Annotated in this window: 12 protein-coding genes; 3 read left to right on the top strand and 9 right to left on the bottom strand. The window is 41.2% G+C overall.

What is annotated here, in order from left to right; translation table 11 throughout:
• Positions 1–230: 230 nt before the first annotated feature.
• Together CJF29_RS11670 and CJF29_RS11665 are read right to left on the bottom strand one after the other, a co-directional pair.
• Positions 231–1,382 (bottom strand): ISAs1 family transposase, encoded by a 1,152-nt coding sequence (locus tag CJF29_RS11670; protein ID WP_099147672.1) that lies wholly within the window; start codon positions 1,380–1,382, stop codon positions 231–233.
• A 322-nt stretch (positions 1,383–1,704) separates the two neighbouring features.
• Positions 1,705–2,808 (bottom strand): tetratricopeptide repeat protein, encoded by a 1,104-nt coding sequence (locus tag CJF29_RS11665; RefSeq protein ID WP_099147302.1) that lies wholly within the window; start codon positions 2,806–2,808, stop codon positions 1,705–1,707.
• 255 nt (positions 2,809–3,063) lie between these two features.
• On the opposite strand from CJF29_RS11665, the gene CJF29_RS11660 reads away from it, so the two are divergent.
• Entirely contained in the window at positions 3,064–3,684 is a 621-nt protein-coding gene (locus tag CJF29_RS11660) for an HAD family hydrolase (protein ID WP_015531094.1), read from the top strand.
• A gap of 37 nt (positions 3,685–3,721) precedes the next feature.
• The gene (locus tag CJF29_RS11655) at positions 3,722–4,531 is read left to right on the top strand and encodes an SDR family oxidoreductase (protein ID WP_099147303.1); all 810 of its coding nucleotides are present in this window, start codon (positions 3,722–3,724) and stop codon (positions 4,529–4,531) included.
• A gap of 149 nt (positions 4,532–4,680) precedes the next feature.
• Here the strand turns inward: CJF29_RS11655 and CJF29_RS11650 are convergent, their stop codons facing one another.
• From CJF29_RS11650 to CJF29_RS11640, 3 genes are read right to left on the bottom strand one after another with little or no spacing between them, the layout of a single operon-like run.
• Positions 4,681–5,409, bottom strand: coding sequence for a DUF6064 family protein (locus CJF29_RS11650; protein ID WP_004296021.1), 729 nt, complete (start codon positions 5,407–5,409; stop codon positions 4,681–4,683).
• An 11-nt stretch (positions 5,410–5,420) separates the two neighbouring features.
• Positions 5,421–5,906, bottom strand: coding sequence for a threonine/serine exporter family protein (locus CJF29_RS11645; protein WP_004318282.1), 486 nt, complete (start codon positions 5,904–5,906; stop codon positions 5,421–5,423).
• 1 nt (position 5,907) lies between these two features.
• Positions 5,908–6,675, bottom strand: coding sequence for a threonine/serine exporter family protein (locus CJF29_RS11640; RefSeq protein WP_004296023.1), 768 nt, complete (start codon positions 6,673–6,675; stop codon positions 5,908–5,910).
• A 77-nt stretch (positions 6,676–6,752) separates the two neighbouring features.
• Here CJF29_RS11640 and CJF29_RS11635 point away from each other — a divergent pair, with 77 nt between their 5' ends.
• Complete coding sequence (locus CJF29_RS11635) at positions 6,753–8,006, top strand: MFS transporter (RefSeq protein ID WP_099147304.1); 1,254 nt, start codon at positions 6,753–6,755, stop codon at positions 8,004–8,006.
• Between the two features lie 118 nt (positions 8,007–8,124).
• Here the strand turns inward: CJF29_RS11635 and CJF29_RS11630 are convergent, their stop codons facing one another.
• From CJF29_RS11630 to CJF29_RS11615, 4 genes are all read right to left on the bottom strand, one after another.
• Positions 8,125–8,376: a hypothetical protein gene (locus CJF29_RS11630; RefSeq protein ID WP_099147305.1), complete on the bottom strand. Its 252-nt coding sequence runs from the start codon at positions 8,374–8,376 to the stop codon at positions 8,125–8,127.
• An 82-nt stretch (positions 8,377–8,458) separates the two neighbouring features.
• On the bottom strand, positions 8,459–9,010 hold the full coding sequence (locus CJF29_RS11625; protein ID WP_004296026.1) for an RNA polymerase sigma factor: 552 nt from the start codon (positions 9,008–9,010) through the stop codon (positions 8,459–8,461).
• Positions 9,011–9,186: 176 nt separating this feature from the next.
• Positions 9,187–12,312, bottom strand: coding sequence for a DUF6298 domain-containing protein (locus tag CJF29_RS11620; RefSeq protein WP_099147313.1), 3,126 nt, complete (start codon positions 12,310–12,312; stop codon positions 9,187–9,189).
• A gap of 30 nt (positions 12,313–12,342) precedes the next feature.
• Positions 12,343–14,025, bottom strand: coding sequence for a thrombospondin type 3 repeat-containing protein (locus CJF29_RS11615; protein WP_099147306.1), 1,683 nt, complete (start codon positions 14,023–14,025; stop codon positions 12,343–12,345).
• Positions 14,026–14,033 lie beyond the last annotated feature (8 nt).

The following is a 14,033-nucleotide window of genomic DNA, read 5'->3' as shown; positions in this document are numbered from 1 at the left end:
GACGAAAACAGACAGAAGATAAATCAGGTACAAATAAAGCAATGGCATAGGATAGTAAATGGCATGAGAATGCCAAGGTGTCACATATGGATTCATTAGGATATTAGGAAAAACAAGTGTCACTCTTGCTTTTTACTATTTAATTTCGTATCTTTAGTGATTTCAATCTTTTTGAAGACAGATAATCATATTACAGAATGACAAATATCACCTTATACAGGGCAGACGCATTAAAAATCATTATCCTGTAAAAGTTTTGATAAATATTTTTCATCCCACCCAGCTTTTAGCCTTTTTAGATTCATACTTCCTTTAGTTGTTTTATCCTTCTTCAGGATAGTAAGTGCCATTTTTGTTGCTGCGGAAAAGTTTCTGGCTGCATTTTTGACCTTTTTACTATAGTCTTCTCGAAAGGTAACATCCAGTTGCCAATGCAGATTATTTTCAATAGACCAATGCTGTCTGATGGCAGAGGAAATTTCGTCCGGTTTGGTATTATCCATTGAAGTTACATAGTATCTTACCTCTTGTGTATATTCTCCTGTTGCCACTATTGTTCTTTCCGATTTTATCCCAACAACAGACTTCAGTCCCACAAGTTTCTTTTTAAACATTTTTTCCATTATAGGTCCATAACTAACTACAGTACAAGTTCTTGTCTCTATCCTTCCATGTCCGGTATTTTGGGACACATGCCTGGTGACTCTATTGATTATTTCGTCTTTATCCTGATAATCTTCAATGATCTGTTTGGCCAGTTGATAGTTTTTCTTCTTGTTATCCTTTATAGCTATAATATAATTTGCGTCACGCTCAATGATGGTCCGTGTTATATCTGTCTGGCAGCCCATCGCGTCAATTGTGACAATGCAATCATTGAGATCCAAAGAGTTTAGTAACAATGGAATAGCGGTAATTTCATTACTTTTATCATCCACCTTCACTTGTCCTAAAGAAATTCCATTGGCAGCGGACCATGCGGAAACCATCCATAATTTGAATCCTTCCTTTCCCGTCGTATGTTCTCCGTCACATTTACTTGGACCACGCATAAGTTTGCCATCTATAGCTATAACCCCTTTCACCTCCTGACAGACTTGTTTGACCCAATTACGGAAGATCAATTCAAAATATTCGGGCTTTATGATGCTAAAGAATCTATTAAAAGTATCATGGCTGGGGATGAACTCCAGATTAGGTATGCGACTTTTGAAAAAAGCAATTTTGGCATTGCCAAATTCCTCAATCTCATTCCAGGATTGGGCACCACAAATTACAGCAGCAATGGATATATAGACGATGGTTTCCATTTTATGGACTTTTTTACGGTTCATTCTAGGATCTTCTATTTGTTTACAAAGGTCAATTATCCCTATTTTCATGTTAGTTTATGTTTTATAATATCTTATAAAGATAAGGAAAATAGTCGAAATAAGAAAGAATTAATAAGTTAATAATCAATTATATAAATAGAATGAAAACAGGAGTAGGATAGTAAAAAATATAATGCGTCTGCCCTGTCACCTTATAAAGTGACATTTGTCACCCTATAGGATGACCATCGTCCCGTTATAACGGGACAACTACCCGACTGCATAAAAGATTACTAATTTCTGTACTAAAAACCATTAATCTCTGCAACGAGAATCCTTAAATGTAGTAAGGAGATAATGAATCATTACCAGATAATAATTAATTGCTGTACTAAAATGAAGGAGCCCCCAATGATTTCACAATATCTTCCAGTGACTCTTTAGAATTTGCCAACATCAGTTTCTCCGTTTTTATTCTGGAGATTCTCCGGGTCAGCGTTTCTGTAGTCAGTTTCATTAAATCAGAAAAGCAAGCAGGTTGGACTCCCTCCCGCAGAAAAGCACATACCCTTAAATCCTCTTCCGTGAGCTTCGGACCTATTTCTTTTAATTTAGATACAAGTCCATAAACATTTTCCTGAAGTCGCAGTAACTCTGTCCAGTCTTTCTCGGAGAAAGAAGGGATCTTAGAAGACAAAACATTCCGTTCTTTAAACTGTCGTACTTTTGAGATAACGGGAGAACTTTCATAGATATGTAGTTGAAGAGACTGATACTTCTCTTCAAGGTGGTTACATTGCAACATCAGCTTATCCGATTCAACATCTTTCTTCAGTATTTCTTCTTTGAAAAGATCCAGTTGGGAAAGTACGTGCCGGTTTTTCTTCCAGAGTAGTCCAAGCAATAAAGACATCACACCAAACATTCCTAAAGCAGAAGAAAGAATCACTGAGGAATCGTTTTTACCGTCATTCAACATCAACTGACTGGCGTATGCCTTTCTTTCCATTTCCAGTGCTTCATCAAAGTTACCGTATTTCTGATAATAAAGACTACATCGTTTGCAGATTTTTGCCAGATGATCGTATACCTCTGTTTCTTTGGCAAGTTTGATTGCCTCCTTAAAGTGGATTTCTGCCTCCTCTTGCTGTTCCAGATCACTTTCTACACACGCAAGATAATAATATGCTTTTGATTTTTGATATTCATTGCCATTCTTCTCATAATAAGATGCCGCCTGCCTGATCTGCTTATCAGAAGAATGAGGAATACTTTTGTCCTCGTTGAGCTGGGTACACAATAAATTATATTCTGCCAGTTGAGCTTCATTCATTTGACTTGTCTGAATAGTCTCAAGAATAATAGATGCCGTATCCGGGTCCTGTGCCATGAGTTGTGCGGCTTTGTCTAACCCTTGCTTCACACTCGTTCCTTCCGGATGACATGCAGCCAATGAAAGGAGCATCATATACAATAAAATTCGAAGGTTATTCATAACTCTATTTTTGTCTTTACAAAGGATTGATTGGATTTGCAAATATAAAAAATAATCGGTATTTATCCTTCCCTAAGTCATACAAAAAGTATAGTGACGCTATCCTCTCCTTATAGCTACGCTATCCGGGTGTGATAGTGACACTATTTGGCAAGGATAGCGTCACTATGTTTTTTTGACAAATATCAAGCCGTTGTGCACTGTTAATTAAGAAGATAAGCCGTATCTTTGTAGCAAACAAAAAAATTATATATCATGATTAAAAACATTGTATTTGATTTTGGAGGGGTGATTGTAGATATTGATCGTGACAAAGCGGTTCAGGCATTTATCAAACTGGGACTGGCAGATGCTGATACCCGGCTGGATAAATATCACCAGACCGGCATCTTTCAAGAACTGGAAGAAGGAAAGCTAAGTGCGGATGAGTTTCGGAAACAACTGGGGGATTTATGTGGCCGTCCATTGACGATGGAGGAAACCAAACAGGCATGGCTGGGCTTTTTCAACGAAGTAAATCTAAATAAGCTCGATTATATATTGGAATTGAGAAAGTCCTATCATGTGTATATTTTAAGTAATACCAATCCTTTTGTTATGTCGTGGGCATGCAGCCCCGATTTCTCATCGAAGAAAAAGCCGTTGAATGATTATTGTGACAAACTATATTTGTCTTATCAGGTCGGTCACACGAAACCTGCACCCGAAATTTTCGAATTTATGGTGAATGATTGTAATATCATTCCTTCCGAAACTTTATTTGTTGATGACGGCGCTTCTAATATCCAAATCGGCAAAGAACTGGGATTTGAAACGTTCCAACCGAAGAATGGTGAAGATTGGCGGGAAGAAATGACTGCTATCTTGGAGAAATGATAATTGAGCAGTTAGTACCATACCGCAAATAAGAAATATGCAACCACAAGTCATACTTATCACCGGAGCATCTTCCGGATTCGGTAAGATTACCGCTCAAATGTTATCGGAACGTGGGCACATCGTTTATGGAACAAGCCGGAAACCTTCTGAAGGCATGAATCATGTAAAAATGCTTGTTGTCGATGTCACCAATTCCTTTTCCGTTTGTCAGGCCGTAGAGCGGATTCTATCGGAGCAGGGACGGATTGATGTATTGATTAATAATGCTGGAATAGGTATCGGCGGCGCATTGGAACTTGCCACTGAAGAAGAAGTGAATATACAAATGAATACAAACTTCTTCGGTGTAGTGAATATGTGTAAAGCTGTTTTGCCATCTATGCGAAAGGCACGAAAGGGCAAGATTATCAATATCAGTTCTATCGGTGGTGTAATGGGAATCCCCTATCAGGGATTTTATTCTGCTTCGAAATTTGCAGTGGAGGGATATAGCGAAGCATTGGCTTTAGAGGTTCATCCGTTCCATATAAAGGTTTGTGTAGTAGAACCGGGAGACTTCAACACCGGATTTACTGATAACCGGAATATTTCTGAACAGACAAGACTGGATGCCGATTACGGAGAAAGTTTTCTGAAATCATTAGAGATTATAGAAAAAGAAGAACGTAATGGATGCCATCCGCGGAAGTTGGGTGCTGCCATCTGTAAGATAGTGGAACGTACCAATCCTCCTTTTCGGACGAAAGTAGGTCCCTGGATACAGGTATTGTTTGCGAAGAGTAAAAAATGGTTGCCTGATGCAGTGATACAATATGCCTTACGGATATTCTACGCAATTAAGTAAACGATACGATATATAAAAGAAACTGTTCTCAAAGTTCCTAAAAGAAAAATCGTCCTTACTATAGTCTATCGTAGTAAGGACGATTTTATAAAATCAAGGTTTTTTGAACAGCCTCTTTTTTTGATTTGAATATCTTCTATGTTTCCGAATTAACCTTTCGGAACCAATTCCAAAAACATGGTAGTAGTCAGCAACACGGCCAGTCCGACGCAAACGCTTATCAACAGCCAATTGATATATTTTGCTTTCGGCTTGGTGTCGGCATGCAGATTATTCAGGAAATATTCCCTAAAGAAAAGATACAGGCCGGGGATCGTGGCACTTGCCAATAAGAAATCTTCCGGAATCTGAAAGAAATAAGTTTTGGATAATCCGATCAGTGACCAATGGCAAAGGAACAATACCAAAAACATATTGACCTTTTGCGCAAACAGCAATAACAATCCGATGGTAAACACCACTACCGAACAAGGCATGACCGGAGAAGTCATTTCCGGGAATGAAAGTCCGCGTGCCAATGAAACCAAAGGATATATAAAAGGCATTGCTAACAGCACATAAGACAGTAGATCATATTTGTGGGTACGTTCAAAGGTAGTATATCCCGTAATCGCATCCCATATCCAAATGATAGCCATCACACCCCAAAACATAGCCATTACTCCATTATAACTACGCTCTTCACAATAGATATAATAGTAGACCAGAGAAATCCACGTATACAGACCTATCATATAGAACTTCATCGCCATTTTCACCCACGGACGTGGTCGGCCGATAAGCAATCCGGTCAATGCAATACCAATCAGAATGATAACTATCTGTAACAGCCAGGTAGCTGAATTATAATATGCAATTGTTCTCCAAAAAATCTCCATAAAAGTTCGTTTTAATGTCTTGTTAATGAAAAGGCTCTATGTGGGAACAGGAACATCGGGAACGTAGCTCCTACCGCCAACATGAAAATCACTGTGCTTGCTATCAGAGTATTAGAGAAGAACATCGACATAAACTTGTCCAGCTTGTCCGGATCATTCACATTTTGCAGACACATGATAAGTGAAAATACCATGTTGTATGCAAACTTTCCCGGAATCATGGGAAGTAACGCCGGAATGTACAATACCGTCATCGGGCAATATACTTTTTTCCCTAACCACAAACTGCCGAAGCCGATGACTAATCCGGCAAACAACGAACCTGTGGCAATATCCACGCCTAAATAAGTCATTAAACAAAAACGACAAGCGTGTCCCAATGCTGCCAGTATGGCAATCATCTTGAATGCACGCAAAGGAGGATCGGAAATTGCACCAAATCCTATACCTGCTACTGCTGCAAAAAATCCATCCGTAAGAATGTCAAGTGCTATCATATCAAATTAAACTGTTTTTTACCATTAATAATGTGAAGGAAAGTCCGATAGCGATGCTGACAATCAGCAAAGAAGCCTCTGTCAGACGGGCAAATCCTGTTAATACATATCCCTCTACTACATCAATCACGCCATTAATCAAAGGCACCCCAGGCACAAGATAAAGCACGCTGGTTGCCATGGCAATCTCCGAAGTTGTGTCGAAAATCAGCGCGGTGGAAGCACACAGGGAAGCAACAAAAGCCGAGACTATAAATACAACATAATGATTGATCTTTTTCGCCTGCATTTGTTGTTTCAGGTAGAATCCTGTAATGGTAGCCGAGAACACAATTCCCATCGAAATTAAATCACCGCCGAACAATTTACAGAAAGACGCATTGGCAAATCCTACCAGTAGTAAAACGAAAAGCGGATGTATCCGCGGAGCAGAAATAATCTTCTTGTATTTGTCTTTCAATTCTTCCAATGACAAATGATTGTCTACTGCTTCCCAGCTTAATGCGCTTAACTCTGAATTATGTTCAAAACTGATCGGGTGTGCAGGAATGTCTATGACCTCGTTACAAGCCTCGTTTGTTTCTTTGTCTATAATAGTCAGAATGATGTTTCTATGAAATACGCTTAATTTGACATCTAGTCCGAAAGCCTCTCCAATACGCTTTGTGTTACGTACTACCCGCGAGGTGTGTACTCCGGCTCCCATTAAATGGGCTGAATATTCTGCAATAAATTTACCTATGGATAATAAAGATTCGCCTGTCTTCATGAATATGATATTTTTAAATCGGGCGCAAAAGTACAAAAAAAATAGATACCTTTGCCGCGATTAAAAATAAAAAATGCATGAATAACCAATTTACGCATCCAAAAGAGAGAATACGTTTTGCCATATTGACTTTTTTCTTTGCCCAAGGACTTTGTATGGCAAGTTGGGCTAGCCGAATCCCTGATTTTAAAGACGTTTTTGCCGCAAATTATGCTTTCTACTGGGGACTGATTTTATTTATGATCCCTGTCGGAAAATTTGTCGCGATCCCCTTGGCTGGTTATCTTGTTTCGAAGTTAGGAAGCCGGAGCATGGTACAGGTCAGTATCCTGGGATACGCTTCATCTCTGCTTTGCATCGGGCTGGCTCATGAGGTCTATCTTTTAGGCTTTCTGCTCTTCTGCTTCGGGGTGTGCTGGAATTTGTGTGATATATCATTCAATACACAAGGCATTGAGGTGGAACGTATCTATGGTAAAACCATTATGGCCACTTTTCATGGAGGATGGAGTCTGGGGGCATGTGCAGGAGCACTTATCGGCTTCGTAATGATTTTGGCAGGAGTCTCCCCTATTTGGCATTACACACTGATATTTATAATCATCCTTATAATTGCACTTTCCGGGCGGAAATATTTGCAGGAGAGCGCACCGCAGGAAGCGGAAGTTTCTGATACAAAGACGCAGGAAAGAAATACGGCCAAAGCTCCCAATGGTTTTCGCCTGTTATTTCAAAAACCGGAAATGTTGCTTTTGCAGTTAGGACTTGTCGGACTGTTTGCGCTGATTGTAGAAAGTGCGATGTTCGACTGGAGTGCCGTTTATTTCGAATCAGTGGTTCATGTACCTAAATCATTGCAAATCGGTTTTCTTGTATTTATGATTATGATGGCAACGGGCCGTTTCCTGACTAACTATGCTTATCAGCTTTGGGGAAAGAAGAAAGTCCTGCAACTGGCGGGCAGCTTTATCTGTATCGGCTTTTTTGTTTCTGCCCTGTTAGGAGGAGTTTTCGAATCTATGGCTATGAAAGTAATCATCAATTCTTTAGGTTTCATGCTGGTCGGCTTGGGTATTTCCTGCATTGTGCCTACTTTGTACAGCTTCGTGGGAGCCAAATCAAAAACACCGGTCAGTATTGCACTTACCATTCTGTCAAGCATCAGTTTTATAGGTTCGCTGATTGCTCCCCTGCTTATCGGTGCCATCTCGCAGGCGTTCGATATCCGTATCGCTTATATGCTTATCGGCATATTGGGCGGATGTATCGTATTAATAGTCAGTTTCAGTAGTGCTTTCGATATTCAGGAATCTGGCGATAAACCTGAATAGAACAAATAAAAAACGCAGCCTTTCACAGTGTTTAAAATTAAACCTCCTGTGAAAGGCCGCGTCAATCTTTTAATGCCTTAACTAACCTAACTACTTTATCTTAACTATACTAACCTATCTACAAAATACCCGAAAAATCTTTTATACTACTAATAATCCTATCTTTCAATTCGTTATTTTCAACTATTGAGAAGCCACAGTCTACATTTGCCGGAGCCAATAATACAGCTTTAGCTTCTTCTGCATCTACCATCTCTTCCGGGTGCTCTCTGAAATAAGTTTCCCATTGGGAAGCTGATTGCGGAGTTACACCCAGCACATAGTTGATAAAATCATCATCCGTCAAAAAATCCATTACCTTTGAGCACATATCGCATCCTTTTTAAGCGTTTACATAAGTAGGACGGCGTTATCCTGTCTATGTACTCAATCCATTTACCTTTTTACTAAAATTAACTCGCCAGACTACGCAATTTTGTCAATCCGCGATGCATCAAATTGCGTACAGACTGATAATTCATATTCATAATCTCGCAGATATCCTCGTATTTCTTTTCCTCTATATAATATAATGTAAGCGCTTCACGTTGGCGGGGAGATAATTGATCCAGCAGACGTCTAACCAATGAAAATTCATTCTTGCGTTGCTCTTCTTCCATATAATCATCTTCTACATCTGTAGGAGTGGATATGCTAACTTCTTCTACTGCCGTATCAGACATATACATACGTCTGCGAAGTTCATCACACAACTTATTCTTTAAGGAGATGAATAAATAAGATCTCAAATTATCAATGGTGCCTAATTCATCTTTCTTTGTATAGAGTTTCACGAAGATGTCATGAATACAATCTTTCAGTAACTCTTTATCAATGGTCAACTTCAATCCGTAATTAAAAAGGACGTTGATGTGCAAGTTATACAGCTGTGAAAAAGCTGCCATGTTTCCCGCTTGAAAAGAAGCGAGCAAAGTGTCGGTTGAATGATTAGTCTGTTCCATCATAGCATTAATTCGATTGATTTGATGTTGCAAAACTAAGCAGTATCGACCGCAACGTTAGGTAAAATCTGGTTTGTGGATTGAAAAAACAAGTATCATGTTTTATAACACTCTTTTACTAGAAATTACCAATAAAAAGCAAAAATCCCGCTGAATGGTCTTCAACGGGATTCTCTGCTTTATAACTTATGGAACCAATAAATGCCTTCTTTCTTATCTGGCACCTTTAGATTGTATAAGCCATTTATTTTCAGTGATTTATTTATCGTTTCAATCTTTCCGGAAGCAGGATGAATGTACTTTAATACATACTTTCCGGACGATAATTGAACAGGAATTTCTGTTTCGGACTTGGAATAAATGATACTTCCAATATCAGATTTTACCATTTTCTTGTACTCATCCGTATTTGTTTCTTCCACTTCCATGGCTGCTGCATCCTTCAGGAACGCTTTATCTGTGCACGGAATTACAGGACATGAACCTCCTGCCATAAACACAGCCCATCCCATAGCCGGATAATTCTGTGCGTAGAATGTCACTGCCTTTTGAGGAAATTTCTGACGATACTCATTGACAGCTTTATATGCTTCTGTGAAAGTTACCTTTCCCACTTTCATCTTCCGCATGTGCTGACGTGGTGCCATATTTTTTCCACCTTCCGGCGCAAAGATTCCATCCGTCTTATAATGCCAATACCGGATATCAATAATATCTACTACGGCAGCGCGTTTAGGATCTGCAAGGATTGCATCCTGTACGTCTTTCGTTGTACTCAATGCCACTTTTGCTTTCTTCCCGGTTTCAGTTTCCCATTCAGCTATCACGTCCAACCAAAATTGTACGAAGTGCAACGGGCCTGTAAATTCGGCGCTTGTCAACTGAATAACATTCGAATTGTCTGCGAAGTTATTCAGGCACTGACGGATATATTGTCTGTGCAATTCACGACGAACAGGATGACTGATATCATAGAACATATCCGCCACAAAGATTCGTTTGTCTCCGGCAAATGGAGCAGGTTCAGGAAATCCGGTCTGATTGATGTTATTGCTGCTTCTCCATGGAGAATCTACCCAATGCGCACCGGCTTCCAATATATTGTGCTGGAAATAGTTTTCATGGAACAACAGCAGTCCGTCCTTATTTCCTTTTTCCGCAAACTCTTTTAAGCGGTTCCAGTACCATGCATTAGGGCGTTTCAAATCATATTTGCTCAATCCTTCCCATGCTGTTCCCTGACCGCTACGACCGAATGGCTGTTCATAGAAAGGTCCCCATACATCGCCATCCCGACGGCGAACCCGTTCGTGGTCATCCCGGCGACGATCATACCAAAGACCATAATTCTGATCGAAAACAAGAATGTTTTTCTGTTTCATAAAGTCGACTACAGAATCAATGCGGTCGGTTAATCCCAATCCCTCGCGTCCCGGCACAAAGCGGGTGATGGCCGGACTTGCCTTTTTTAGATAATTGGTTTTGAGCTTTCCGTTCCACCAAGGGGTGGTATGACTGCCTCCCACCAATAGAGCACCGTTCATCTGAATACGTCCATTGGTTACAGTTACTTCCGGTTGGGTTAATAATTTAGCAGCAGCAGAAAAAGAAGAAGAATTTGCAAGTGCAGCGCTCTTTTTCTCTTTAATATCATCAATTGATTTTACTCCGGTTGATGCCACCGAAGGAGCAAACTTGTTATCGCCGATCCAATGTTCCAATGTCAATCGTGGTTTATATGCTTCTTTAGCGAGTTCCATAGCTACTTCCACTGTAGGACTACTGGTTGCACTTGTATTTCTGGGCAGAATACGTGCACGTTCTGCACATTCTTTGTTCAACCGTTCTTCCAATTGAGCATAAAAAATACTGCGAGGTTGTACATGATTGTTGGACTGTGCCCATTCACCGTCACCGGAGAATTGTGCCCAACAACCGTATGCACGGTTCATCGCATCTTTTGTCGGGGCATAACATTCGATTTCCGCTGCGGTACATTGCCAAAACAAGCTGTTTGCCGTATTCCAACCGGCTCCGTTTTTATCTTGTCCCAAATTCTTGAAAGTCAGGTTATGACCGTCGATATTTACTACGTCAAACAATAGTCCGCATGCCCAGGCATCAATAGAGCCACTGAATCCCAAAGATTCATACGAATCACATTGTACAAAAGCATTGGGACCGGCTGCACAATATCCGGCAGCAAAGTCATGAATACCCTGTTCCGAATAGCAGCGTTGAAATAAAGTTTGTTGTCCCAGCGTATGGAAAGTGCAACGACGCATCCCTCCGATTTCTGAAACGGGTTCTTTCGAGATACAGTCTTCAACGGTAATTTTGGAACCTGTACGCTGAACAATTACAGCACTTCCTGCAAAATGCTTGAAATTAACCAGTCTCACCCAACAGTTTTCCGCATCTTCAATGGAAATACCTGTCCAGCAATGATCCTCGTCTTTAGGATAACGTTTGTCGTAATCAGAAATCAGTGTCATATTTTCTACGCCACAATCGTGAATACGTCCGTTCCATTGATAAGTCAACAGAGAAGAAGTTCCATAGTTGGCATCCAAAGCTACGGTCAGCGGAGCATCCAGTGTTACTTGGTTGCCGTTTACTTCGCAGACTGTTCTGTCCCAAGTCAGATCCATGTCACCTTCTTTCCATCCCAAAGCGCTGATACCTCCTCCAAAGATATCACAACCCAAAGAGGCAATCCATTCTTTGCCGGAAGGACGGGTAACCATGACACGGTCTCCTTTTTTCAGAGAAACACCCGAAGCGACTTCCAATGTTCTCGCGTTTACCGGAACATAGTGGGAAAGCACCTTCAATGTGTCTTGTACATTCAGGTCGTCCACTCCTTCCATATAGATAAGCGCACCTCTGTCTACGCCCTTTTTCAGCAGTATTGTTTTTTCTTTATCCGTACCCCGCAATACAATTCCGGATGCGGAGATACGAATACTGCCGGACAGGGAAAATTCTCCCTGATCGAGTAATACGGCTCCCCGAAAACCAGAAGCGTCAGGAGTCAGCGAAGCTACATAATCAATGGCACGTTGAATACGTGCAGTATTATCTCCGGCTTTCCAGGGTACAAACACCACATTGCGGACAGAAGGAATATCCTGTTCGGAGGATTTATATCCGCATGTAGAGAAATCGAGAATCCGGTTTCCCCGATCATCATTCAGGTAAGTGATCTGGTCATTCTTAACCTGTAAAGCAAAGGTTTGCGCATAACTTTGCACAAACCCAATGCTCAATAATCCTAAAAGGATCGTTCTTACTTGTATATTCATTACAATAAACTTTATCATCTTTTCATCCGGTTACAACAGACTTTTCCGTTTAGACAATGTATCGTAATTGTTCTTCAAGTCTGTCCAGTCCACTTTCTTTCTGGTGTCTATACCATTGATGTATTTTTCAATATTGGTATATCCGTCACCGTTGCAATCCATGTTTGCGTCAGCCGGGTCGTTTGGATTCAATCCGTTGGCAATTTCCCAAGCATCCGGCATACCGTCGCCGTCCGAGTCTACTACCGCTTCACCTTTATATTCGGGCAGTCCGCCTACCTGACGAATATCTGTGATGATACCTTGCTTGTAAGAATCAGCCGGTAACCGTCTCTTCACGTAAGGAGAGACAAACTCCGGTGCATCTTTCGCATAAATGGCCTTTCCTGTTTGTACGGTTTTAATGACACGTGCATCTACTGCGTCACGTTTCGGAAAATTAGCTCCTACATTATCTAATACAAAGGTATAAGCTTTTTTGGTATCCATTACAGTTACCGGTGGCATTTTAAAAGCCTCGTCCGATTTAATTAGCGGCAGAAACTTTGCGGCGTCCACCTCTTCTTTAAGTTGTACGCCTCCGTCCCAATTATCTTTTGTAACTTTGGCATTGCCATGGATAATATTTCCATTTACGTATGCTTTTCCGAATGAAAGCGGTCTGTTTTTGTCACGTCCCGCTTCCGGTTTGAGAATACGATAAGAAATCGGTTTACCTATCGGAGTGATCGGACCGGGCTTGAAGTAGTTGTTTATCATATTGTAGAAACTGTTGTGATCGCCTCCGTCTACGGAACGGTTCCACCAGTTGAAAACAACATTATTGACGAAGTTAAAGTCGCCGTCCATACCTACCGAACTATTCCGGCTGATATTGGAAGCAAAGAGATTACGGCAGAACATACTGTTATGCCCACCGATGGTTGCACCGAAAGCATGATTGTAGGTATCCAATGCTTCAGAGAAAATAGAATTCTGGATGGTAATGTTTACCGTCGGAAGTTTCAGCCCGTGTCCATCTGCTCCTCTGTTGTATACATGACGGTAGATAGACATATTTTCATCCAATCCCCAACTGGCGGAGCAATGGTCTACCATGATATTCCCCACTGCATTCCCTCCTACTGCATCATCACGGAAAGCTACGTCCTGCGCACCGCGGCGGAAGCGCATGTGACGAATCACGACATCGTGTGTATCGATCAGGAAAGATTGTCCGGTGACGCAGATACCATCTCCGGGAGCCGTTTGTCCGGCAATCGTTACATAAGGGGCACGTACACTAATCGGGCTTTTCAAACGAATCACTCCCGCTACATTGAATACAATAATACGTGCACCTCCCGTTTCGCAGGCTTCGCGTAATGTTCCGGGACCGGAATCTTCCAGCGAAGTGACCACGATCACTTTACCTCCACGACCACCGGGAGTATACATGCCTCCGCCTTCCGCTCCGGGGAAAGCCGGGATATTACTTTTTATCAAATCTTCGGGTTTGGAGGCCCAAGGCTTATAGGGACGACCTTTCTTTGCTTCTTCTAACACTGTCGGCAAAGCTTTTTCCCATGCCGCATCCGATTTCCGTTCAAACTCCGCTTCTTGTTTTGCTCCTCTTGCTTTTACCGAGTCCGGAATCACAGGATACTGGGCTGCCACAGGTAGTACACAGGCAACCAGCATCCACGCTGATAATACTTTCTTAATGTTGTTCATTCTTTCGA

Origin of the sequence: Bacteroides celer (assembly GCF_002632415.2) — a bacterium.
In the GTDB taxonomy this organism is placed as follows: Bacteria; Bacteroidota; Bacteroidia; order Bacteroidales; family Bacteroidaceae; genus Bacteroides.
Note: the sequence above shows the minus strand (reverse complement) of the source record. Positions and strands in the feature narration are given on the sequence as shown.

Excerpts from the sequence above, each read along its gene's own strand:
- CJF29_RS11640 (WP_004296023.1), bottom strand. The coding sequence starts at position 6,675 with ATGAAGACAGGCGAATCTTTATTATCCATAGGTAAATTTATTGCAGAA.
- CJF29_RS11650 (WP_004296021.1), bottom strand. The coding sequence starts at position 5,409 with ATGGAGATTTTTTGGAGAACAATTGCATATTATAATTCAGCTACCTGG.
- CJF29_RS11630 (WP_099147305.1), bottom strand. The coding sequence starts at position 8,376 with ATGTGCTCAAAGGTAATGGATTTTTTGACGGATGATGATTTTATCAAC.
- CJF29_RS11625 (WP_004296026.1), bottom strand. The coding sequence starts at position 9,010 with ATGATGGAACAGACTAATCATTCAACCGACACTTTGCTCGCTTCTTTT.
- CJF29_RS11660 (WP_015531094.1), top strand. The coding sequence starts at position 3,064 with ATGATTAAAAACATTGTATTTGATTTTGGAGGGGTGATTGTAGATATT.
- CJF29_RS11655 (WP_099147303.1), top strand. The coding sequence starts at position 3,722 with ATGCAACCACAAGTCATACTTATCACCGGAGCATCTTCCGGATTCGGT.
- CJF29_RS11645 (WP_004318282.1), bottom strand. The coding sequence starts at position 5,906 with ATGATAGCACTTGACATTCTTACGGATGGATTTTTTGCAGCAGTAGCA.
- CJF29_RS11620 (WP_099147313.1), bottom strand. The coding sequence starts at position 12,312 with ATGAATATACAAGTAAGAACGATCCTTTTAGGATTATTGAGCATTGGG.
- CJF29_RS11635 (WP_099147304.1), top strand. The coding sequence starts at position 6,753 with ATGAATAACCAATTTACGCATCCAAAAGAGAGAATACGTTTTGCCATA.
- CJF29_RS11615 (WP_099147306.1), bottom strand. The coding sequence starts at position 14,025 with ATGAACAACATTAAGAAAGTATTATCAGCGTGGATGCTGGTTGCCTGT.
- CJF29_RS11670 (WP_099147672.1), bottom strand. The coding sequence starts at position 1,382 with ATGAAAATAGGGATAATTGACCTTTGTAAACAAATAGAAGATCCTAGA.
- CJF29_RS11665 (WP_099147302.1), bottom strand. The coding sequence starts at position 2,808 with ATGAATAACCTTCGAATTTTATTGTATATGATGCTCCTTTCATTGGCT.